Raw genomic sequence first — 21,917 nt, 5'->3', positions numbered from 1 at the left:
TGAAAAAGCACTGTTATGTATGTTGAAAATAGAAAGAGGCAGATAATATCTGCCTCTAAGCCATATGTTATATTATTATCCACGTAATTGTTGTTGAGCTAAAGCAACAAGACGTTTTGTTACTTCACCGCCAACTGAACCGTTAGAACGAGATGCTGTATTAGAACCTAAGCTTACACCAAATTCTTGTGCAATTTCATATTTAAATTGTTCAAGCGCTTGTTCTGCACCTGGAACTAATAATTTGTTTGTTTTTACCATGTTGATACACATCCTTATGAGTAGTCCAGTTCAGCTAAGTTCTTATCTAAACTGGTAACGTTATTTTATGTGGAAACGACATACTCATACGCGGAAGTAATCGGTGCGATTAGAAGTTCTTGGATAGAAAAAAAGAGTAGCAAATTTGCTACTCTTTTTTCAGTATTGTCGCTGTACCTTCCACGACAATATCATCCGATTGATTATATATGTTTGTTTGCAACGTAATGATTTTTTTATCGTCACGCTTCTTAATAACCTCTGCCACAACGCGAAGTGTATCACCGATTTTGACAGGGGCACGGAATGAAACGTTTTGGGATAAATAAATCGTATTTTTGCCTGGGAGTTTCGTTCCAAGGATGGTAGAAATAAAACTCGAAACGAGCATACCGTGAGCAATACGTTCTTTAAACATTGTCGTTTTTGCAAAAGAATCTAAAATGTGAATAGGATTCACATCTCCAGTCAATTTTGCAAAATTGATAACATCTTCATCTGTAATTGTTTTTGTAAGGGATGCTTGATCACCGACTTGAATCTCATCATAACGAAGCTCCGGAACAGTTTGTGCTTCTTGAAATGGATTCATTTTGTCCTCCTTCTTTTCCATATCGAAAAATGTTAGCCATCTTGATGTAGTAGGAGGAAGAAAGAGTTTTGTTTGTGCTGCAGTTAGCTCCCACATTTTTCTTACTTGATGGAAGTAAATAGATTTTTTGAGTTTTCCTCGAACTTTTTTGCGAGTTCCAACTGTTTTGACTTGAACTCTTCCAAAAAAACCTCTAACTGTTTTTGAGCCTCTTCACGTTGTAATTGTTGTTGCTCAATAAATTGTTTTGTTGTTTCTTCAAATTGACCGCTTGTTTGTGTAAGAATTGACAAAGATGTTTTTGTAGGAGAAACAGTAAGCTGCTGCATATGAGCAGAAAGTTCCTTCCACTTGTCTTGCCACTCGTTAATTTGATCATTTAAGGAGTTACCAGTTAATTGTTTCACGTAATCTGTATATTGGTTATTGAACTGAGCAGTGATTTGTTGTAGTTCTTTTTCTAGTTCATCTACTCCTGATGTTAATTTATGCAAAGCGTCTTGTTGTTGTTTTAATGTTTCTAAAGTAAGTTGCTCTAATTGTTTCCCAGCTGAAGAGAAAAGGGAAAGTGATTGAGACCAGTTTTTCCAAAATGCATCGACTAATTCGTATGGTTTAGTTTCCATTGTTTGACCCCCAAATGTTTTTTTGCATATTGTGAACGCAGATTACTCTGCTGTACCACCAGGTGAAGATGAAGAATCCTTTTCATCCTTTTCTGGAGAAGTAGAAAATGGAAAGAATGCATTGGTGTATAACGTGAAAAACGTTCGCAACATATTTTGATAATGTTCAAAAGAAGTCGCACATGTTGTTAAATATTGCTCTCCATATTCAGTTAAAGAATAAATTCTTTTTGCCGGCCCTCCATCGCTTGTATCCCAAGTAGAAGAAATAAGGTTTTCTTTTTCTAATTTGCGTAGTGTTCTATAAACATTACCTTGGTCAACAGAAGAAAAGCCGATATCCATTAGCATTTGAATAAGTTTGTAACCATGAAGACTCCAGTCTTTTAGACAGAGAAGTAAGAAGGGAACTAAGAAGTTTTTTGGCATGGAGTTTGGTTGTTTCGCTTGGTTGTTCTCCAAACTTTCGCGTTGTTCTGGTTCATTTTGTAGCATGATTGTGCATCACCTCATGAATCAGTTAGATGGAATTTTTTGCTTATAAGTGCAATTTACACCTATCTGTTTTTAAAGTCAACACATTTGTTAGAAAATAGAAAAAATAAAATATAGACTTGAAGTTTTATTCAGAATATTAGAAAATAGTGAATAGGTTGAATTGTTTCAAAAACGAAAAAGGGAGTGTAGGTAAAGTGATTGATCAAAAATTCGATCCACTACAAGCATGGAAAAATGCTTATGAACAAACCGAAACATTTTGGGGAAAAGCGCTCAATGAAACAATTAAAACAGAAGAATATTCTGCTTGGATGGGCAGCGTTCTAGATTTGAATTTGTTTTATCAAAAAGCATTAAATGATACGACAAAAAACTATTTAGAACAAGTAAATGTGCCGACGAAAGAGGATATCGCAAGAGTGGCTACGCTTGTTATTAACTTAGAAAATAAAGTAGATAACATTGAGGAGTTTCTAGAGGAGAAAGTAGATTCTTTAGGACAAGCTCCTACATTAAAGCGTGATGTGACGAAAGTGAAACAAGATATTCGTACGCTTGAAACAAAAGTAGATCAAATTTTAGAATTGCTAGAAAAGCAAAATGCAGTACTAGCTAAACTACAAGTACCTGTAAAAGAAGAGATAAAGCCTGCGAATAAGCCGGAAAATAAAAAATGATAAAAGCGCTTGTTTATAACAGGTAAAAGAGAGAGGGAGAAACTCTTTTCACGTGTAAACAGCGAAACATAATTATATAGGGACTCTACAGTATGAGTGCCAAAATGATTCATAACAATCGTTCACAAATTCATTTAAGGGGGAAAAGAAATGGTTCAATTAAATGGCAAAGTAGCAATCGTAACAGGTGGAGCAAAAGGGATTGGAAAAGCAATTACAGTAGCATTAGCACAAGAGGGAGCGAAAGTAGTTATTAACTATAATAGCAGTAAAGAAGCAGCTGAAAACTTAGTAAATGAACTAGGAAAAGACGGACATGACGTTTATGCAGTGCAAGCGGATGTTTCTAAAGTAGAAGATGCAAACCGACTTGTAGAAGAAGCTGTGAATCATTTTGGTAAAGTTGATATTCTTGTTAATAATGCTGGTATTACAAGAGATCGTACATTCAAAAAGTTAAATCGTGAAGATTGGGAGCGCGTAATTGACGTGAATTTAAGTAGCGTATTTAATACGACAAGCGCGGTTCTTCCATACATAACGGAAGCGGAAGAAGGAAGAATTATTAGCATTTCTTCTATTATTGGTCAAGCAGGTGGATTTGGCCAAACAAACTATTCAGCAGCAAAAGCGGGTATGTTAGGATTTACAAAATCATTAGCGTTAGAACTTGCAAAAACAAATGTCACTGTAAATGCAATTTGCCCAGGGTTTATTGATACTGAAATGGTAGCAGAAGTACCAGAAGAAGTACGTCAAAAAATCGTTGCAAAAATCCCGAAAAAACGTTTTGGTCAAGCTGATGAAATTGCAAAAGGTGTAGTATACCTATGCCGTGACGGTGCGTATATCACAGGTCAGCAATTAAACATTAACGGCGGATTATATATGTAATGAAGTAAGAAAAAAGTGCATATCCATAGCAGGAATGCACTTCTTTTTTTAAGAAGGAAATCGACCAAAAAGGAGATAAAAAAATGACTACATTCGCAACAGAATGGGAAAAGCAATTAGAGCTATACCCAGAAGAGTACCGAAAAGCATACCGCCGAGTGAAAAGGGCGAGTGAAATTTTATTACGTGAACCAGAGCCGCAAGTAGGATTAACGCCGAAAGAGGTTATTTGGACGAAGAATAAGACGAAGCTTTATCGCTACATTCCAAAACAAGAAAAAACACAAAGAGTTCCAATCCTGTTAATATACGCTCTTATTAATAAACCATATATTATGGATTTAACTCCTGGAAATAGTTTAGTGGAATATCTAGTGGATCGTGGTTTTGATGTGTATATGCTTGATTGGGGCACATTTGGTTTAGAAGATAGTCATTTGAAATTTGATGATTTCGTGTTTGATTATATTGCAAAAGCAGTAAAAAAAGTAATGCGAACTGCAAAATCGGACGAGATTTCTTTACTTGGTTATTGCATGGGTGGAACGCTAACTTCTATTTATGCAGCACTTCATCCGCACATGCCAATTCGTAATTTAATTTTCATGACAAGTCCTTTTGATTTCTCTGAAACAGGATTGTATGGTCCTTTATTAGATGAGAAATACTTCAATTTAGATAAAGCGGTTGATACATTTGGAAATATTCCGCCAGAAATGATTGATTTCGGAAACAAAATGTTAAAACCAATTACAAACTTTGTCGGTCCATATGTTGCTTTAGTAGATCGTTCAGAGAATGAGCGCTTCGTCGAAAGCTGGAGATTGGTTCAAAAGTGGGTTGGTGATGGTATTCCGTTCCCAGGTGAATCATACAGACAGTGGATTCGTGATTTTTATCAAAATAATAAACTGGTTAAGGGTGAACTCGTTATTCGCGGACAAAAGGTAGACCTTGCAAATATTAAGGCGAATGTCTTAAATATTTCCGGGAAACGTGATCATATTGCTTTGCCATGTCAAGTAGAAGCATTACTAGACCATATTTCTAGCACAGATAAACAATATGTATGTTTACCGACAGGGCATATGTCTATCGTTTACGGTGGAACAGCTGTAAAACAAACATATCCGACGATTGGAAATTGGCTTGAAGAGCGTTCTAATTAAAAATAAAAAAACATAGAAAGGAGAAATTTATATTTTAGGAGTATAATTATGAAACTTATGACTGGTAAGTTGTTTTGGAATACAGGGGTTTCTGTACCTTGTTATCAACTGTTAGAAAATGATATGATATGTGATGTGCTTGTAGTCGGGAGCGGCGAAGCCGGTGCTCATATAGCGCATTCATTAGCGAAAATTGGCATGAGTGTTACACTTATTGAAAAAAGAGCAATTGCGTGTGGTAGCACAGCTGCTAATACAGGCTTACTACAATTTCTTCATGATAAATCGTTAACCTCTCTTATCCATACATTTGGTAAAGACAAAGGGATACGAGCATATAAACTTTGTTATGAAGCGCTAAGAACAATGGAAGAGGCTATACCGACTCTTGATATTGATCCCCATTTTATTCCGCGAAATAGTTTATATTATGCAAGTAAAAGTGAGGATGTCTCATTTTTACAAGAGGAATATAATACGTTACAGAATTATGGATTTCCAGTTGAATATTTTACAGAAGCTGATATTAAGAAACGTTATTCTTTTGCAAAACAAGCAGCGTTATATACGCAAGGTGATGCTGAGGTGAATCCGTATTTATTAGCACATAGTTTTTTGCATAAAGCAAACCAAATGGGAGCTAATATATATGAACATACAGAGGCAATACATATAAAAAAACGCCAAAATGATTTAATTTGTTACACGAAAACAGGAAATCAAATTGTAGCAAAGAATATTATTATGGCGACAGGTTATGAAGCGCTTTTTGGAAAAAAAGAAAAAAATACAACAGTAGAAACTTCTTATGCAATTGTAACAAATGAAATAGATCAGTTTGAAGGCTGGCATGAGCAATCGTTAATTTGGGAAACGGCACGGCCCTACTTATATTTTCGAACGTATCAAAACCGCATTATTGTAGGCGGATTAGATGAAGCGATGCAAATTCAAACAATCGGTGATACGAAATTATTGCATAAGCGTGATATCCTTATTAATATTGTAAAAGAGATGTTCCCGCAGTATAAAAATATACAGGCAGACTACTATTGGGCAGCAGCATTTGGTGGTACTCATGATGGTCTCCCCATTTTAAAAGAAGACGAAAAGATACATAATTTATTTTACGCATTGCCGTATGGGGGGAATGGAACTGTATATGGAATGGTCTTTGCCAAATTATTTGAACAGTTATTTACAAATAAAGAAAGGGAAGATTTTTCTTTATTTAATCGATAGAAAAAAGGTAGCGAAGTGATGGAATGAGAGATATAAAAAAGTTTTTACAAAAATTACGTCCAGTACAACTCATTGTTTTATTTTATTTATTAGCAGTAGTTGTATCGGTAATCTTGCTTAGTTTACCGTTTGTTACGAAACCTGGTGTGAAATGGACATTTATAGATGCCCTTTTTACATCGGTTAGTGCGGTAAGTGTTACGGGACTGTCTGTTATTACGATTTCAGATACGTTTACTACAGCAGGAATTATTGTTTTAGCCCTTATTTTACAATTAGGCGGCTTAGGAATTATGGCGCTTGGTACATTTGTTTGGATCATTACGGGGAAAAAGATTGGTTTGCAAAGAAGAAGATTAATTATGGCAGACCATAATCAAGGAAATTTATCGGGTCTTGTAGAATTGATGCGTTCTATTTTAATTGTAATTATTTCGATAGAACTTATTGGAGCAATCCTATTAGGTACAAGATTTTTACTTTACTTTCCGACTTGGCAAGAAGCTTATTTTCACGGTTTCTTTGCAGCAGTTAGTGCGACTACGAACGGCGGATTTGATTTAACAGGACAATCGTTAATTCCGTATAAAAAAGATTATATTGTTCAAATGATTCATATGCTACTAATTATTTTAGGAGCAATTGGTTTCCCTGTGCTAATGGAAGTGAAACAATTCCTTAGTAAAAGAGGACAACAATTATTTCGTTTTTCATTATTTACAAAATTGACGACAACAACATTTTTTGCACTCGTTGTTGTTGGTACAATTATGATTTTTTTACTGGAGAGAAATCACTTTTTAGTAGGAAAGTCATGGCATGAAACGGTATTTTATACATTATTCCAATCTGTGACGACGCGAAGTGGTGGACTTGCTACGATGGATATACGTGAATTGTCACAACCGACGCTTTTATTTATGAGTATATTAATGTTTATAGGGGCATCTCCAAGTTCGGTTGGGGGCGGAATACGTACAACAACATTTGCTGTTAGTATATTGTCACTATACACCTTTGCAAGAGGCGGTAGAACAGTTAGAGTCTTCAAACGTCAGCTACATGAAGAGGATGTACTAAAAGCATCTGTCGTTATGACGATGGGGATTTTGTTATGTGCTACTGCGCTATTCATTTTATCTATTACGGAAAATGTACCGCTTATGAGCTTAATTGTTGAAGTTTGTTCTGCTTTCGGAACGACGGGATTATCAACAGGTGTTACGCCTGATTTAACAACTGTTGGGAAACTTGTACTCATTGTGCTTATGTTCATCGGACGCGTTGGTATTTTAACATTTATTTTAGCTAGTGGTGGAAGGGAACAACCACCTCGCTATAAATACCCGAAAGAGCGGATTATTATTGGATAGTATGAAACCATTCTACCTACGTTAGGTAGAATGGTTTTTTAGTCGTTAATTCCAAATTGTGGATGCATAAAAGCTTCATTTTTATTATCTGATTCGTTTTTTAGCAACTCTTGATTTTCTTCTGAAATCCACCCAATATCATTTGTAGGATGGATCCACTCATCGCCAGCCATAATGGCAGGATCTACTTCATCACTCCAATTGTTAAGCGGACTGTTCTCGGAATTATATTTACTGTCTCCAATTACAACATCATATTGATTCACAAAAGGTTGTTGCATCGTTTTTCCTGTTCCTTTAAAAGATGGAAAATTCATTTGATGCGGGAGCGTTTCGTCTAAAATTGGTGATTGAATCTTTTCTTTTTTCTTCAAAATCATCGCTCCTTTTTATAATGATTTCTTCATACGTAGTATTTCTATCGAACGCCTCTTATGTACTTGTTAACACTTGCCAGTAATAATTATTTTAAGTTGTTTCAAACTAGAGTAGAAAGTGATTTCTTGAGAGCAGGTGAATGTATTGGTAAAAAGAAAAGTGAAACAAAATGCGGCAATCAATAATAATAAAACTCCGAAAGAAAGCTTACCAGATGCAGAATTTGCATTAGAGTATGAAGGAGAAAATAGCGCAAAGTATGCTAATCGTAATTCGAAAAAAGGGAAACAAAAATGAGGCGTTTTTTACAAACGCCTCATTTTTTTGTGGGATTATAAAGGTTTTTTAAATTATTTGTAAATTTAGTGTTTTCTATTAGCAGAAAAATGCGAAAAAACATAGAAGTAGCAACGTATTACACAAAAACAAACAACAAACAAAAGATTAATGTTGGTTTAATACTGCTTTTACACTAGTTGTTTATATTTGAGTTGTACATAAGATTTGTAAAAGGAGAGAGAGACAGTGAAAAAAACAATCTTTAAAGCTGTAGCAACTGGAATGGTATTTTCGTTATTAATGGGGTGTGGTGCAAAGAAGGAGGAAAGTGCTGGAGCGAAAGTGAAAGATGACAAATTATCTGGATCATTAACTGTTTACACAGCAATTGAAGAAGAGCTTGTACCAATTTATCTTGATTCCTTTAAAAAGAAATATCCTGATGTGAAATTGAACATTGTACGTGATTCAACAGGAGTTATTACTGCGAAATTGCTAGCTGAAGGGAAAAATACACAAGCAGATGTTGTATGGGGAACTGCGGCATCAAGTCTATTAGCTTTAGATAAAAAAGATATGTTAAAAGGATACTCTCCAAAAGGAGCAGATCGTGTTCTTCCGCAATTTAAAGATGATAAGCAACCTGAAAAATGGGTAGGAAATACTGCATTTATGACGGGGATTGCTGTAAATAAAGAAGAGTTAAAGAAGAAAAATTTACCGATGCCAGAATCATATGAAGATTTAACGAAACCAGAGTATAAAGGAACACTTGTTATGCCACATCCAGCATCATCTGGAACAGGATTTTTAACAGTTTCTGCATGGCTACAAATCATGGGTGAAGATAAAGGCTGGGATTACATGAAGAAACTTCATGATAATATGGCAAGTTATACGCATTCAGGATCAAAACCAGCGAAATTAGCAGGAGCAGGTGAATATCCAGTCGGTGTATCAATGGTTTATAGTGCTTTAAAAGAGAAACAAAAAGGTGCACCAGTTGAAGTTGTACTGCCGAAAGAAGGATTAGGCTGGGAAGTAGAAGCGAACGCACTTATTAAGAAAGATAATGCGAAAAATGATAAAATAGCGCAAGCATTTTTAGATTGGGCAATTACTGATGATGTAATGAAGTTATACTTTGAGAAAAATGGATTTGCGACAATTAAAAATGATTATAAACTTCCAGAGGGGTTCCCGAAAGATGTTACTGAAAAATTATATAAAAAGAATGACTTTAAATGGGCAGCAGAAAATCGTGAAAAGATTTTAGAAAAATGGGAAAAAGAGTTTGGCCAAAAAGCAGAACCGAAAAAGTAAGTGAGTGGGAGAGAGAAAAATGAGCGAATATTTATCAATTCAACACATTCAAAAACAGTTTGATGCATTTACAGCGTTAAAAGATATTTCTTTTACTGTGAACAAAAATGAGTTTGTTTGTTTATTAGGCCCGAGTGGCTGTGGGAAAACGACGTTGCTTCGCATTTTAGCGGGACTAGAGGAACCAACGACTGGCAGTATAGCTGTGAATGGAAAAGATATTACAGAATTGCCTCCTGGAAAGAGAAACTTCGGAATGGTTTTCCAATCGTATGCTTTATTTCCGAATTTAACAGCACTTGAAAATATTGAATACGGCTTAAAGACAAAAAAATATGGGAAAGCAGAAGTGAAAGAGAAAGCGCTAGATGCGTTAAAACTTGTAGATTTGCTGAATGTAAAAGATAAATATCCTGCTCAAATGTCTGGTGGACAACAGCAGCGAGTAGCACTTGCACGTGCGCTCGCTCTGTCTCCAGATATTTTGTTACTCGATGAGCCGTTATCAGCTTTAGATGCAAAAGTGCGTGAAAAATTACGTAGGGAAATGCGTGATTTGCAAGAGAAAATAGGAATAACGACGATTATGGTAACGCATGATCAAGAAGAGGCATTAACGATGGCTGATAAAATTGTTGTAATGAATCATGCGGAAATTATGCAGATTGGAACACCAGAGGAGATTTATCAAAGACCAGCCAATCCGTTTGTGGCAGATTTTATTGGTTCTATTAATTTCTTTTCGAAAAATAACGAAGAACATGCAATTCGTCCTGAACATGTAACAATTGTACAAAAGGACGGTATTAAAACAGTTGTGGAAAGTATGGAATTTCGCGGATCTGTATATCGGACGGAAGTTCGAGTCGTAGAAGAAAACACACACCTTTATAATGAGAAAATTGTAGTGGATATATTAGCATCAGAAGTAGAAGCAACGGCTATTAGAAAAGGAAAGCCGATTCAAATCTCTTTCTCAGAAAATCATATGTTGTCATATGGAAAGAAGGTCATTGTATAGATGGAGATGTTAGAAAACTATAAGGTAGAAAGTACGAAAAAAAAGATTAAGAGAAGTATAGGGAAAGAGGAATGGATCCAAAGGCTTGTAATTATCGGTATGATTCTTTCCTTCCTTATCATACTTGTACTACCGCTATTACAACTATTTACACAAGCTTTTTATAATAAAGATGGAGTTTTCATTGGTTTAGCGAATTTCAGTAAATATTTCACAACACCAACTTTAGTGCAGTCTTTACAAAATACAGTATGGATTTCGGGCGTAACAACAATTATTTCAGTTGCAATCGCATTTGTTTACGCATATGCAATTGCCCGTACGAATGTTTTTGGAAAGCGCGTATTTCAGTATGTAGCGTTATTACCATTGTTCGCACCAACGATGATGCACGGTATAGCACTTACATATTTATTTGGTAATCAAGGGCTAGTAACGAAAGGAATATTTGGTTTATTTGAAGGTATACAAATCCCTTTATATGGACCAGTAGGAATTGTAATAGCTGAAGTTATGTATACATTTCCGCAAGCCTTTCTCATATTGCTAATTGCCTTTCAAGGATCTGATTATCGTTTATATGAAGCTTCTAATATGTTAGGGGCGAGTAAAACAAAGCAATTTTTCACGGTTACTTTACCTAGTGTAAAGTACGGATTAATTAGTGCAATGTTTGTTGTGTTTACACTTAGTTTTACTGATTTTGGGGCACCAAAAATTGTTGGTGGGCAATATAATGTGCTTGCTACTGACGTATACAAACAAGTGATTGGACAACAAAATATGCCGATGGGTGCAACTGTCGGAATGATTTTATTAATCCCAGCTATATTCGCATTTGTAGTTGATCGTATTACGCAAAGAAAGCAGGCGAATTTCTTATCTTCAAAGGCAGTACCATACAGAATAATAGCTAATAAGAAAAGAGATGTAATCTCATTCATATATTGTAGTGTGATTACCCTTATGATCATTCTATTATTTGTTGCAGTTGGTATTGCTGCAAGTGTGAAAGTATGGCCATATAATATGAGTTTTACATTTGAGCATTTTAATTTTTCAAGTTTAACAGGAGATGGACTTGAAGCATTTACAAATAGCGTAATTGTTTCAGCAGTTACAGCAGTTATCGGGGCGATTTTAACATTTGTATTCGCATATGCAATTGAGAAAATAGACCAGCTACAATTTTTCAGAAAAACAGGTTACTTTTTCTCTATAGTGCCGTTAGCGATACCAGGTTTAGTACTCGGATTAGGATATGTCTTTTTCTTTAGTCAACCAACGATTCAAATTCTTGGACTATCAGTAACGAATCCGTTTCATTCTTTATACGGAACAATTGCTGTATTAGTACTAGTAAATATCATTCATTTTTATTCTGTAACATTTGTTACGGCAACGACTGCCTTAAAGAAATTAGACCGAGAGTTTGAGCTTGTTTCGCAGTCGATGGGTATTCCGTTTTATAAAACATTCTTCCGAGTAACAGTACCAATGTGTTTACCAGCAATTTTAGAAATGGTAATGTACTACTTCGTAAATTCAATGGTAACTGTATCGGCAGTTGTGTTCCTATATGCAGCTGATTTTAAACTAGCTGCCGTATCAATCGTAAATATGGATGATGCAGGAAATGTAGCGCCAGCAGCTGCAATGAGTGTACTTATTGTTGTTACAAATATTGTAGTGAGAGTTGTATATGAATGGGGAACGAAAGCACTTCGTAACCGAACTTCACAATGGCAAAAAAGATAAGTAAGAAGGGTGATGGACAGAATGAAACTTGAAGCAGTTATTTTTGATTGGGCAGGTACGACGGTTGATTACGGATGTTTTGCACCACTAGAAGTATTCGTGAAGATTTTTCATAAACGCGGCGTTGAAATTACAGCAGAAGAAGCACGTAAGCCAATGGGATTATTAAAAATAGATCATGTAAGGGCACTAACAGAAATGCCTCGTATTGCGGATGAGTGGAAGCGTGTCTTCGGTCAATTACCAACAGAAGCAGACATTCATGAGATGTATGAAGAGTTTGAAGAAATTCTCTTTTCTATTTTGCCAAATTATGCCACGCCGATTAATGGGGTAAAAGAAGTAATCGCTTCTTTACGTGAGAGAGGCATTAAAATCGGTTCAACAACTGGTTATACGAGAGAAATGATGGATATTGTAGCAAAGGAAGCAGCGTTACAAGGATATAAACCTGATTTTCTTGTTACGCCAGATGATGTTCCAGCAGGCCGCCCATACCCATGGATGTGCTATAAAAATGCAATGGAACTTGGTGTGTATCCGATGAACCATATGATAAAAGTAGGGGACACAGTATCAGATATGAAAGAAGGTAGAAATGCTGGAATGTGGACAGTTGGTGTAATTCTTGGAAGTAGTGAGCTCGGTTTAACGGAAGAGGAAGTGGAGAGTATGGATTCGGTAGAGCTTCGTGAAAAAATAGAAATAGTTCGTAATCGGTTTGTTGAAAATGGGGCTCATTTTACGATTGAAACGATGCAGGAGCTCGAAAACGTAATGGAACATATCGAGAAACAAGAACTTATTATTTCATAAAAGGGGTACGGGATCATGAATGAAAATCACTACTTATTATTAACACCAGGACCATTAACGACAACAAAATCAGTAAAAGAAGTTATGCTATACGATTGGTGTACGTGGGATGTTGAATATAATACGATGGTGCAAGAAGTAAGAGCTAAACTTGTATCGCTAGCGACGAAGGAAGAAGAGAAATATACAACAGTGTTAATGCAAGGAAGCGGTACGTTTTCAGTTGAAGCAGTAATTGGTTCTGTTATTAAGGAAAATGGGAAGCTTCTCGTTTGTACAAATGGTGCGTACGGTAAGCGCATTGTACAAATGGCAGAGATGTTACAGATTGATGTAGTGGTCAGTCAAACAGAAGAGTGGGAACCTACTAATATTGTAGAAGTAGAAAAGTTATTGGAAGAAGATAAAGAGATTACACATATTGCAGTTGTTCACTGTGAAACAACGACAGGCATTATAAATCCAATTGTAGATGTATGTAAATTAGGAAAGCAGTATGGAAAGGTTACAATTGTTGATGCGATGAGTAGTTTCGGCGGGATTGAAATAGACATTGCTGATTTACAAATTGATTTTTTAATTAGTAGTGCGAATAAGTGTATTCAAGGGGTTCCTGGATTCGGATTTGTAATCGCAAAACGTGATGAATTATTGAAGTGTAAAGGGCAAGGACGCTCTTTATCTCTTGATTTATATGATCAATGGGAAACGATGGAAAAACAAAATGGGAAATGGCGTTTTACTTCACCTACACATGTTGTACATGCTTTTTATCAAGCACTACTTGAACTAGAAAAAGAGGGTGGAGTAAGAGCGCGTTACAATCGATATTACAACAATCAAAAACTACTAGTGAATAGAATGGGAGAAATCGGATTTAAGGCACTAGTAGATGAGAAATATCAATCTCCTATTATTACATCTTTTATTTATCCAAAAGAGGAGTTCGAGTTTCAACAGTTATATAACGAATTAAAGCGTTATGGATTTGTTATTTACCCTGGTAAAATTTCGAAAGTAGATACGTTCCGCATTGGAAATATCGGTGATGTACATGAAGAAGATATTAATCGCTTAGTTGATAGTATTGCTAAAGGAGCTGTTATTGGATGAAAGTATTTTGCTTAGGTGGAGCAGGTAAAATTTGTCGTGAAGCTATTTTGGATTTAGTTCAATTTTCATCTTTTGAGACGATTACAGTAGCTGATTTTAACGAGGAAGAGGGCCGTAAAGTAGTAGAATGGCTCAATGATCCTCGTGTTGATTTTGTAAAAGTAGATGTAACGAATCACGAGGATACGGTTGCAAAAATGAAAGATTATGACATTGTAATGGACGGTACGACGATAAATCTAAACGGTTTGTCGACCCGCTGTATTGCAGAAGCAGGCTGTCACGGTGTGAACTTAAATGGATTTGGTGAAGAAAATGAATCGCATGCTATATTTGTTCAAAATGAAAAAACATGTTTACCTGGATTTGGCATGACGCCAGGTGTAACGCAAATGATGGCAATGCATGCAGCAAATCAACTGGATACTGTAGAGTCCGTCCGTGTAAGTCATGGTTCGTATCGTCCGATTGCTTTTTCTGCATCAATTACAGAGACAACGACATATGAATATGATCCACATTTACCATCGCGTACAGTGTATGAAGATGGTGAATTTAAGCAAGTACTTCCGTTTGCGCGTCCGAGAGAAATAGAATTGCCAGCGCCTTATGGTAAGGCAACGCAGTATATCATTCCGCATTCTGAAACGATTACGTTAGCAAAGGCATTAGAAAATAAAGGTGTTAAACTGATAGAGACGAGAGGAACTTGGCCGAAGCAAAATATGCAACTTGTACGTGCTTTATATGATTACGGCATATTGCGTAATGATCAGATTGAAATAAACGGGAAAGAAATAGGCATTATGGATTGTATTTCGCAGTATTTATTGCAATCGAAAGAAGGACAAGAAACAGAGCTTTATGGTTATGCACTTCATGTAGAAGTAATAGGTATGAAAAATAATGAGAAGCAAAGACATGTGTTATATCATACACACCCGTTATCTGATGGTTCTGTTGTAGGATGGGAAAAATTAAGAGCGTATACGAGAAACGTCGGTATTCCATTTGGGATTGCTGCAGAGTTAATTGCAAATGGAAATGTAAATAGGGTGGGTGTTGTTACGCCGGAAGAAGCTTTTGAAAATCCACAATTGATTTTTGATGAGCTAGCAAAGCGCGGTATTCATATTCATGAAGAAGTTTTCACTTACAAAGAAAAGTATAACTTTGTATAAGTAAGTTTATGAGGGAGATATAAATGAGGTGAAGCTATGTCTGTAGTAGGAGAAGAAAGAAAGCGAACCATTCTTGAAAAGGTAGAATTTAAAGGGAAAGTAAAGGTTTCAGAATTAGCGAGAGAATTTGCTGTATCAACAGAAACGATTCGTCGATATTTAGAAGAATTAGATCGTGAAAAGAAGCTGAAGAAAGTGTATGGTGGAGCTGTTCAACTTCCAGGCGCTGGGATAGAGGCACCAATGTTAGAAAGAGAAATGCTACATATAGAAGAGAAGAAAAGAATTGGTTATAAAGCAGCGACATTTGTAGAAGATGGTGATGTCATTGCAATTGATGATGGAAGTACACCGCTTCAAATGGTTCCATATCTTGTTCATCGTAAAAACTTAACGATTGTAACGAGTTCATTTCCGGTCGCAACACAATTAATTTCTTCTATTAATAAAAAGATGTTTCATGGTGAAGTTTTATTTATAGGTGGAAAAGTGTCTCCAAAGCATTCGCGTGTATCGGGATCTATTTCGCAGCAAGTAATACAGCAATTCCATTTTCATAAAGCGTTTGTTTCGATTGATGGGCTATTACCTAGTTTTGGAGTTTCCAGCTTTGAATTAGAGAAAGCGAAATTGTCAGAGGCGATGATGAAATTAGCTGAGAAGACATATATTTTATGTGATCATACGAAGGTAGGCGTGAAAGGGAATTATCGTATAGCAGCATTTTCACGTATTCAACATGTAATTTGTGATAAAAAAATGCCATATAGTTTTGAAGAAGAACTTATGAAGCATAATATTCAGTGGACAGTTTGTTAAATAAAGTGAAAGTACCTAAACTCCCGCCTAATTTTTAGGAAGGAGTTTTATTGTCTACAAATCGTAAAATAAAAGATTTGCATTTATGCAAAAAGTGGACACATTTTCTCATCTCTTTCATATAATTTACCAATACAAAAAAAGTTGGTCGAAGGAAAGAAGGGAGAACATGTCAGAACGAATATATAATAAACTTGTATTGTACGCGAATATTTTGCAAAAAATTGGTGTCATCAATGAGAAGGAAAAAAGTGAAATTCTTCATACGATAGGTAAAAAAGCCCTTTGAATAAAGGGCTTTTTATTTTTTATCTTTAAAAATATAAATTTAATGTAATATTCTCATTGACAATGATAATGAGATTCATTATCATTTATTTGTGAGTAATTGATAAGAATTATCAATTATAAAAAATTATATATGATAGGGGATATTATTTTGAAAAAAAATTATATGAAGGCGCTAGTAGTAGCCACAACATTAGCAATTCCATTTGCTACGTATTCTACTCCAGCATTAGCGGCATTAAAAGTTGAAGCAAATCAATCGGTAGCAGCAGCGAGTGATCGCACGTATGATACTGAAATTAAAATATATAAGGACCAAAAAGACGAGCCATCTATGGTTTCTCAATATATAAAAGATCCTAAAGTAACGATTGCAGCTGGCAAAAAAATTGTCACTGTAACAATGCAAGATAGCGATTATTTTCAATATCTTAGAATAGAAGATAGAAACCAGCCTGGTGTATTTCATGATGTGAAGGTTTTATCAGAAGATAAGAGGAAGAACGGAACGAAAGTAGTCCAATTTGAAATTGGCGAGTTTGAGAAGAAGCACAATATGCAAATGCATATACTTATTCCGGCTATTGGATATGATCACAAATATCAAGTTCAATTTGAAATTAAAGATCCAACTGTAGGTAACAAAGAAACAGAGAAACAGAGAAACCAGATGATAACTCTAATTCAGGCAATACGGAAACGGATAATCCAGTTGATAATCAAAATATGATAACAGATAACAAATTAAGAGAACTTGTTAATAAAAAAGTATTTAATAGAAAAGATTTAAATACACCAATTACGAAAGAAGAGTTATTACAAGTAAAGGATTTATTTTTAAATACAAATGAGATACTTGATTATAGTGCATTAAAATATATGCCAAATTTAAAATCTTTAACAGTTGCGAATGCGAAGATAAAAGACCCGTCGTTCTTTGCGAACTTAAAGCAATTAAATCATTTAGCTTTGCGTGGTAATGAATTTGCAGATGTAACGCCACTTGTTAAGATGGATAATTTAGAATCTCTTGATTTAAGTAATAATAAAATTACAAATGTTGCACCACTAACTGAAATGAAAAATGTAAAAAGTTTATATCTATCAGGCAACCAAATAGAAGATGTAACAGCATTAGCGAAAATGGAACAACTAGATTACTTGAATTTAGCAAATAATAAAATTACGAACGTTGCTCCATTAAGCGCTTTGAAAAATGTAACATACTTAACTTTAGCAGGTAATCAAATTGAAGATATTAAACCGTTATATTCATTACCTTTAACAGACTTAGTAGTAACACGTAATAAAGTTAAAGATTTATCTGGCATTGAGCAAATGAAGCAATTAGAAGAATTGTGGATCGGGAAAAATGAAATAAAAGATGTTACTCCTCTAAGTAAGATGACACAGTTAAAACAATTACACTTACCTAACAATGAGTTAAAGGATATTACGCCACTATCAAGTCTAGTAAACTTACAAAAACTTGATTTAGAAGCGAATTATATTTCAGACTTATCACCCGTCAGCAATTTGAAAAAATTAGTATTTCTAAGTTTTGTTGCAAATGAAATCCGTGATGTCCGACCAGTTATAGAACTAAGTAAGACGGCTTATATTAATGTCCAAAATCAAAAAGTATTTTTAGAGGAAACAGAAGTAAATAAAGAAGTAAAAGTACCTATATATGAAAAAGATGGTGAGGTTTCTACGAAAATCCGTCTGAAGAGCGATAATGGTACGTATAGTAATGGTGTAGTGAAATGGAGTACATCAGGTGAGAAAGTATATGAATTTGGTGTGAAAGATCCATTTGCGGATACAGGAATCTTCTTTACAGGGTCTGTTATTCAAAATGTAGTAGAAAGTAAAGAAGGTAATACATCTAAAGAAGATGAGAAAACAGAAGTGGTAGAATTTAAAGATGTACCAAAAGGACATTGGTCAGAAGAAGCAATTAATTACTTAGCGAAAGAAAAATTATTTATAGGCTATGGAAATGGTGAATTTGGATTTGGGGATAACATTACTCGTGGACAAGTAGCGCTTCTAATACAAAGGTATTTAAAATTAGAAAATAATCTAGAACCAAAAACGGCATTTACAGATACGAAAGGGAATATGTATGAAACGGCTATTGATGCAGTGGTTCAAGCTGGTATTATGACAGGGTATGGAAATGATATATTCCGTCCAGATGGAGTATTAACTCGATATGAAATGTCAGTGGTACTACAAAGAGTATTTCAGTTAAAAGAAAATGAAAATAGTGCAGAGAATTTTAAAGATATACCAAATGGTCATTGGGCGAAAGGATATGTGAAAGCTTTAGTAGATAATAAAATATCAAAAGGTGACGGAGAAGGGAATTTTTTAGGAGATAATTTCGTAACACGTGAACAATATGCACAGTTTTTATATAATGCAATAAAGAAATAAAGTGAAACTTTAATCAGTGGGGGTTTTGTTCATCCCCCCACCAAACGGGATTTTACGGGCAGCCCGACCCCGACCTAACTTCTTTGCGTTCGCTGAATTTTGAGGTGGGGGTCTTACTGCCCGGCAAATAGCGGGATAAAAAATGAGGAAAATGCGCTATTCTTTAAGTAAAGAATAGCGCATTTTTTATGTACAAAATGAAATAGGCAATAGACAGGAGTATAGACATATGAATAGCCTATTTTAAAGAAGAACCGCGAAACTATATTGACAAAAAAGCGTTCTCATGTGATAATTCAATTAAATTTTTAGAATAATCAAAAAAATATTCCTTTTTACATAGAAAGGATTCGAACCTTATATGAATATTATGCCGGGGGTGACGAAATGTTATTTTTTCTGAAGAAATGGAATGAATTAAAAGATGTGAAATCTGAATTGGCACTTCGTGATTGGTTTTATGGTACCAAAATTAGTTTATCGCTATGTACTTCAAAAGAGCCGTTAACATTCTTAGTAAATGTTGAGGGAAGAGATAAAGGGCTATTTTCGGAAGAAGATTTTATTGTCGTAAATTGCATGTGCGAGTCAGTATTCGAAAATGAAGAAAAACCAGCTGCAGAGTCATTTATGCATGCGGATATTTATAAAAAAAGTAGTGCAGGATGTATTTTACAAGTGCAGACTGTAGATAGTCATTTAATATCAGAGTTATATGGAGAAGAAGGAGAAGTAACGTTCGATAAACGCAGTGTGGAGCGTGTTTTCGGAAAAGAAGGTATAACAGAAATGACAATTCCAATTGTAGAAGATGAAAAAAAATTCGCTGATTTATTAGAAAGCAATGTTCCAAATTTCATTGAAGGTGGAGGAGTAGTTCTTGTTCATAATTACGGCATGATTGTGTGGGGGAAAACGCCAGAAGAAGCGAAAAAATGGCTAGAGGGTATAGAATATTTAATGAACTATCATGTAAAGTTATTAATGATTAAGGGTGCAAGGAGCTCTGTTATATAAAAATGTATGTGATATGACTACAAGCTAATAAATAAATGAAAGCGTTTTAAAAATAATTTCACTCATAAAATATAGGTCTCCTTATTATATATAGATTACATGTTGACATGTAAGGAGGAACATATTTTGCGAGTTAAATATCATTTTCTGCCAAAGCAGCAAGTAACATTTTGTAAAATAAATGATTCTGGTGAAGAGGCACTGCAAATGATGAACGAAACGGGATTTCGAGCCATCCCGGTATTAGCAGAAGATGAGAAGAAATTCACGGGGATTATTTATAAAGTAGATTTATTAGAAAAAAAATGCAATAGCGGATTAGATCATGTAAGTGCAGGAGATATGCTTGACAATTCCAATGCATTTATTTTTGAAAAGGATTCCTTCTTCAGAGCCTTTTATGTAATTCGTCGACTTCCGTTTTTAGCCGTGCTAAATGATTATAATGAATTTGTCGGTATGTTAACGCATTCGAATATATTTGATGTTATTGAAGATTCATTTGGTATGCGAACAGGTGGTTACATATTAACAATTGCAACACAAGATTGTAAGGGAACGATTAAAGAGCTTGGGACATTGTTAAAAGCATATAATATCGGTGGGTTGTTTACACTCGATAACGGTGATCAATATATCCGCCGTGTTATTGTAAATATATCAGATGAGTTAGATGAAAGAAGATTAAAGCAATTAATCGGAAAAATAGAGAAAAAAGGATTCAGAGTGAGTCATGTAGATTATATTTAAGTTAAAAAAGTACCTATCTGTTATATACAGATAGGTACTTTTTTGTCCCGCTATTTGTGGGCAGTAAGATCCCCGCCTCAAAATTTAGCGAAAGAAATGGGGGCCCGTAAAAGCTCGATTGGTGAGGGCTGATTATATGTGAGTAATGAACTTTATTTTGAAACAGGAGGCGGAGATAATGCTAGATCAGATAAAAAAATAAAGTCTGCATGCTCACGAATTTTAGGGATAGAAGTTTCGATAACGCGTGATGTAATTTCACCTGGGGGGCCCACATGCCCGATAGCTACCATAATAGGTTTTTCTTGAATTTTTTTGATGAGTAATTGGGCTTGTTTTGAAATATGTCCTGCTGTATACACATCATCAAAAAATAGTTGGTTCTCAATAATAGGAACTCCTAATTCTTTTCCGATTTTTGGGACGACACTATTAGGATTGGTTTTACTATCTAAGTAAAATAAACCGTGTTTTTTACAAGCAGCAAGTATAAGGCGAACAATTCGTTCATCCGCTGTTACTTTTGAACCCATATGATTGTTCATTCCAATTGCATGCGGTACTTCTTGAATCGCTTGTTCAAGTCGGTTGCTTATTTCTTCATCGCTTAAATCAGTTGTAATTGCTTTCGGTCCAAGCCATTCTTTTTTCCCTTTTATAGGTTCCATTGGCATATGTATAATAACTTCATGGCCTTTCTTATGGGCAGCTATTGCATCTTCTTTTGTGGAAGGAAGAAAAGGCATAACAGCAACAGTGAGTGGAATGGGAAGTGATAACATTTGATTAGTCCCCTTCATGTTATTGCCGAAATCATCAATGACAATAGCAACTTTATTCGTATGAGCATTTGCTTGAATAGGAAATAAGAAGGACGGTAAAAACAAAACAATGATGAACAATGCAATCGTATATTTTCGCATATAAATATTTCCTTTCTATTGTTATCCTGCTATTTGTGGGTAGTAAGACTCCCACCTCAACATTGGGCTGGATAGGTGGGAGATTCACTGCCTATAAACGCCCGATTGATAAATGTTAATAATCAGTGGGGGCTGAACAAAAAACACTGATTAAAGTTTCACTTTATCAATCATCATTATGTTTTGCTTTTTTATATAAATTAAACAAAAAATGTCGAAGAAAAGTAGTTGGAAAATTAAGAATCCCCGGTTTACGTAGAATTTGTAAAAAAAGAAGATGAAAAAAATGTCTATTATTGCGAATGTATTTACAAAGATAGAATAATTTGTAATAATTCTCAAAGTGAGGGTAAAGATTTGTAAATTACAGGGAGAAAATGTTAAATTTTCTGATTCTTCAAATTTGCATATGATTAAGTAGTTAAAAAAGTCAATGGAGAAGTGAAGTTGAGAGCATGGAAGTATAATAAGGGGGAT

21 protein-coding genes and 1 pseudogene are annotated in these 21,917 nt (G+C 35.0%); 16 read left to right on the top strand and 6 right to left on the bottom strand.

Features of this window, described 5'->3' with window-relative positions; translation table 11 throughout:
- Positions 1–75 precede the first annotated feature (75 nt).
- The 4 genes from ACODS7_RS04710 to phaQ form a co-directional block, all read right to left on the bottom strand.
- Complete coding sequence (locus ACODS7_RS04710) at positions 76–261, bottom strand: alpha/beta-type small acid-soluble spore protein (protein ID WP_000241212.1); 186 nt, start codon at positions 259–261, stop codon at positions 76–78.
- 148 nt (positions 262–409) lie between these two features.
- Entirely contained in the window at positions 410–853 is a 444-nt protein-coding gene (locus ACODS7_RS04705; protein ID WP_001067916.1) for a MaoC family dehydratase, read from the bottom strand.
- Between the two features lie 101 nt (positions 854–954).
- Positions 955–1,479: a polyhydroxyalkanoic acid inclusion protein PhaP gene (gene phaP / locus ACODS7_RS04700; RefSeq protein ID WP_098511684.1), complete on the bottom strand. Its 525-nt coding sequence runs from the start codon at positions 1,477–1,479 to the stop codon at positions 955–957.
- A 42-nt stretch (positions 1,480–1,521) separates the two neighbouring features.
- On the bottom strand, positions 1,522–1,974 hold the full coding sequence (phaQ, locus tag ACODS7_RS04695; RefSeq protein WP_000939954.1) for a poly-beta-hydroxybutyrate-responsive repressor: 453 nt from the start codon (positions 1,972–1,974) through the stop codon (positions 1,522–1,524).
- A 197-nt stretch (positions 1,975–2,171) separates the two neighbouring features.
- Here phaQ and phaR point away from each other — a divergent pair, with 197 nt between their 5' ends.
- The 5 genes from phaR to ACODS7_RS04670 all read left to right on the top strand — a co-directional run bounded on the left by phaR (position 2,172) and on the right by ACODS7_RS04670 (position 7,332).
- Positions 2,172–2,654, top strand: a complete 483-nt coding sequence (gene phaR / locus ACODS7_RS04690) for a polyhydroxyalkanoic acid synthase subunit PhaR (protein WP_000566941.1) — start codon at positions 2,172–2,174, stop codon at positions 2,652–2,654.
- 150 nt (positions 2,655–2,804) lie between these two features.
- A complete protein-coding gene (locus ACODS7_RS04685) occupies positions 2,805–3,548 on the top strand; it encodes an acetoacetyl-CoA reductase (protein ID WP_000250407.1) in 744 nt (247 codons plus the stop codon).
- Between the two features lie 83 nt (positions 3,549–3,631).
- Positions 3,632–4,717, top strand: a complete 1,086-nt coding sequence (gene phaC / locus ACODS7_RS04680; protein ID WP_000206336.1) for a class III poly(R)-hydroxyalkanoic acid synthase subunit PhaC — start codon at positions 3,632–3,634, stop codon at positions 4,715–4,717.
- Positions 4,718–4,765: 48 nt separating this feature from the next.
- Positions 4,766–5,959, top strand: coding sequence for an NAD(P)/FAD-dependent oxidoreductase (locus ACODS7_RS04675; protein WP_029441777.1), 1,194 nt, complete (start codon positions 4,766–4,768; stop codon positions 5,957–5,959).
- A gap of 23 nt (positions 5,960–5,982) precedes the next feature.
- Entirely contained in the window at positions 5,983–7,332 is a 1,350-nt protein-coding gene (locus ACODS7_RS04670) for a TrkH family potassium uptake protein (protein WP_001204706.1), read from the top strand.
- 38 nt (positions 7,333–7,370) lie between these two features.
- Here the strand turns inward: ACODS7_RS04670 and ACODS7_RS04665 are convergent, their stop codons facing one another.
- On the bottom strand, positions 7,371–7,706 hold the full coding sequence (locus ACODS7_RS04665) for a DUF3905 domain-containing protein (RefSeq protein WP_029441778.1): 336 nt from the start codon (positions 7,704–7,706) through the stop codon (positions 7,371–7,373).
- A gap of 148 nt (positions 7,707–7,854) precedes the next feature.
- Here ACODS7_RS04665 and ACODS7_RS04660 point away from each other — a divergent pair, with 148 nt between their 5' ends.
- The 11 genes and pseudogenes from ACODS7_RS04660 (at position 7,855) to cbpA (ending at position 20,517) form a co-directional block, all read left to right on the top strand.
- Positions 7,855–8,007: a hypothetical protein gene (locus tag ACODS7_RS04660; protein WP_000240799.1), complete on the top strand. Its 153-nt coding sequence runs from the start codon at positions 7,855–7,857 to the stop codon at positions 8,005–8,007.
- Between the two features lie 228 nt (positions 8,008–8,235).
- Complete coding sequence (locus ACODS7_RS04655) at positions 8,236–9,312, top strand: putative 2-aminoethylphosphonate ABC transporter substrate-binding protein (RefSeq protein WP_043936084.1); 1,077 nt, start codon at positions 8,236–8,238, stop codon at positions 9,310–9,312.
- Positions 9,313–9,331: 19 nt separating this feature from the next.
- On the top strand, positions 9,332–10,333 hold the full coding sequence (locus ACODS7_RS04650; protein ID WP_488826308.1) for a putative 2-aminoethylphosphonate ABC transporter ATP-binding protein: 1,002 nt from the start codon (positions 9,332–9,334) through the stop codon (positions 10,331–10,333).
- Positions 10,334–12,091 carry a putative 2-aminoethylphosphonate ABC transporter permease subunit gene (locus tag ACODS7_RS04645; protein ID WP_043936086.1) on the top strand — a complete coding sequence of 586 codons (1,758 nt, stop codon included), beginning with the start codon at positions 10,334–10,336 and terminating at the stop codon, positions 12,089–12,091.
- A gap of 21 nt (positions 12,092–12,112) precedes the next feature.
- Positions 12,113–12,907, top strand: a complete 795-nt coding sequence (gene phnX, locus ACODS7_RS04640) for a phosphonoacetaldehyde hydrolase (RefSeq protein WP_043936087.1) — start codon at positions 12,113–12,115, stop codon at positions 12,905–12,907.
- Positions 12,908–12,922: 15 nt separating this feature from the next.
- Entirely contained in the window at positions 12,923–14,020 is a 1,098-nt protein-coding gene (gene phnW / locus ACODS7_RS04635) for a 2-aminoethylphosphonate--pyruvate transaminase (RefSeq protein WP_029441780.1), read from the top strand.
- Positions 14,017–15,201, top strand: coding sequence for a saccharopine dehydrogenase family protein (locus ACODS7_RS04630; RefSeq protein ID WP_029441781.1), 1,185 nt, complete (start codon positions 14,017–14,019; stop codon positions 15,199–15,201). The genes phnW and ACODS7_RS04630 overlap by 4 nt, the downstream gene beginning before the upstream one ends.
- Positions 15,202–15,237: 36 nt before the next feature.
- Entirely contained in the window at positions 15,238–16,020 is a 783-nt protein-coding gene (locus ACODS7_RS04625; protein WP_016082375.1) for a DeoR/GlpR family DNA-binding transcription regulator, read from the top strand.
- A gap of 421 nt (positions 16,021–16,441) precedes the next feature.
- Positions 16,442–18,750, top strand: a pseudogene (locus ACODS7_RS04620) (NEAT domain-containing leucine-rich repeat protein).
- Positions 18,751–19,137: 387 nt separating this feature from the next.
- Positions 19,138–19,767: a class II aldolase/adducin family protein gene (locus ACODS7_RS04615; protein WP_000896006.1), complete on the top strand. Its 630-nt coding sequence runs from the start codon at positions 19,138–19,140 to the stop codon at positions 19,765–19,767.
- Between the two features lie 126 nt (positions 19,768–19,893).
- Positions 19,894–20,517, top strand: coding sequence for a cyclic di-AMP binding protein CbpA (gene cbpA, locus ACODS7_RS04610; protein WP_016082373.1), 624 nt, complete (start codon positions 19,894–19,896; stop codon positions 20,515–20,517).
- A 152-nt stretch (positions 20,518–20,669) separates the two neighbouring features.
- Here the strand turns inward: cbpA and ACODS7_RS04605 are convergent, their stop codons facing one another.
- Positions 20,670–21,440, bottom strand: coding sequence for a divergent polysaccharide deacetylase family protein (locus tag ACODS7_RS04605; protein WP_029441782.1), 771 nt, complete (start codon positions 21,438–21,440; stop codon positions 20,670–20,672).
- Between the last annotated feature and the right edge of the window lie 477 nt (positions 21,441–21,917).

This window comes from Bacillus sp. FG16 (assembly GCF_057809515.1).
The sequence above is the reverse complement of the archived record's forward strand: the minus strand, read 5'-3'. Positions and strand labels throughout refer to the sequence as shown.

Excerpts from the sequence above, each read along its gene's own strand:
- phnW (WP_029441780.1), top strand. The coding sequence starts at position 12,923 with ATGAATGAAAATCACTACTTATTATTAACACCAGGACCATTAACGACA.
- ACODS7_RS04685 (WP_000250407.1), top strand. The coding sequence starts at position 2,805 with ATGGTTCAATTAAATGGCAAAGTAGCAATCGTAACAGGTGGAGCAAAA.
- phaQ (WP_000939954.1), bottom strand. The coding sequence starts at position 1,974 with ATGCTACAAAATGAACCAGAACAACGCGAAAGTTTGGAGAACAACCAA.
- ACODS7_RS04650 (WP_488826308.1), top strand. The coding sequence starts at position 9,332 with ATGAGCGAATATTTATCAATTCAACACATTCAAAAACAGTTTGATGCA.
- ACODS7_RS04705 (WP_001067916.1), bottom strand. The coding sequence starts at position 853 with ATGAATCCATTTCAAGAAGCACAAACTGTTCCGGAGCTTCGTTATGAT.
- phaC (WP_000206336.1), top strand. The coding sequence starts at position 3,632 with ATGACTACATTCGCAACAGAATGGGAAAAGCAATTAGAGCTATACCCA.
- ACODS7_RS04615 (WP_000896006.1), top strand. The coding sequence starts at position 19,138 with ATGTTATTTTTTCTGAAGAAATGGAATGAATTAAAAGATGTGAAATCT.
- ACODS7_RS04670 (WP_001204706.1), top strand. The coding sequence starts at position 5,983 with ATGAGAGATATAAAAAAGTTTTTACAAAAATTACGTCCAGTACAACTC.
- ACODS7_RS04710 (WP_000241212.1), bottom strand. The coding sequence starts at position 261 with ATGGTAAAAACAAACAAATTATTAGTTCCAGGTGCAGAACAAGCGCTT.
- ACODS7_RS04625 (WP_016082375.1), top strand. The coding sequence starts at position 15,238 with ATGTCTGTAGTAGGAGAAGAAAGAAAGCGAACCATTCTTGAAAAGGTA.
- ACODS7_RS04675 (WP_029441777.1), top strand. The coding sequence starts at position 4,766 with ATGAAACTTATGACTGGTAAGTTGTTTTGGAATACAGGGGTTTCTGTA.
- ACODS7_RS04605 (WP_029441782.1), bottom strand. The coding sequence starts at position 21,440 with ATGCGAAAATATACGATTGCATTGTTCATCATTGTTTTGTTTTTACCG.
- ACODS7_RS04645 (WP_043936086.1), top strand. The coding sequence starts at position 10,334 with ATGGAGATGTTAGAAAACTATAAGGTAGAAAGTACGAAAAAAAAGATT.
- phnX (WP_043936087.1), top strand. The coding sequence starts at position 12,113 with ATGAAACTTGAAGCAGTTATTTTTGATTGGGCAGGTACGACGGTTGAT.
- ACODS7_RS04630 (WP_029441781.1), top strand. The coding sequence starts at position 14,017 with ATGAAAGTATTTTGCTTAGGTGGAGCAGGTAAAATTTGTCGTGAAGCT.
- phaP (WP_098511684.1), bottom strand. The coding sequence starts at position 1,479 with ATGGAAACTAAACCATACGAATTAGTCGATGCATTTTGGAAAAACTGG.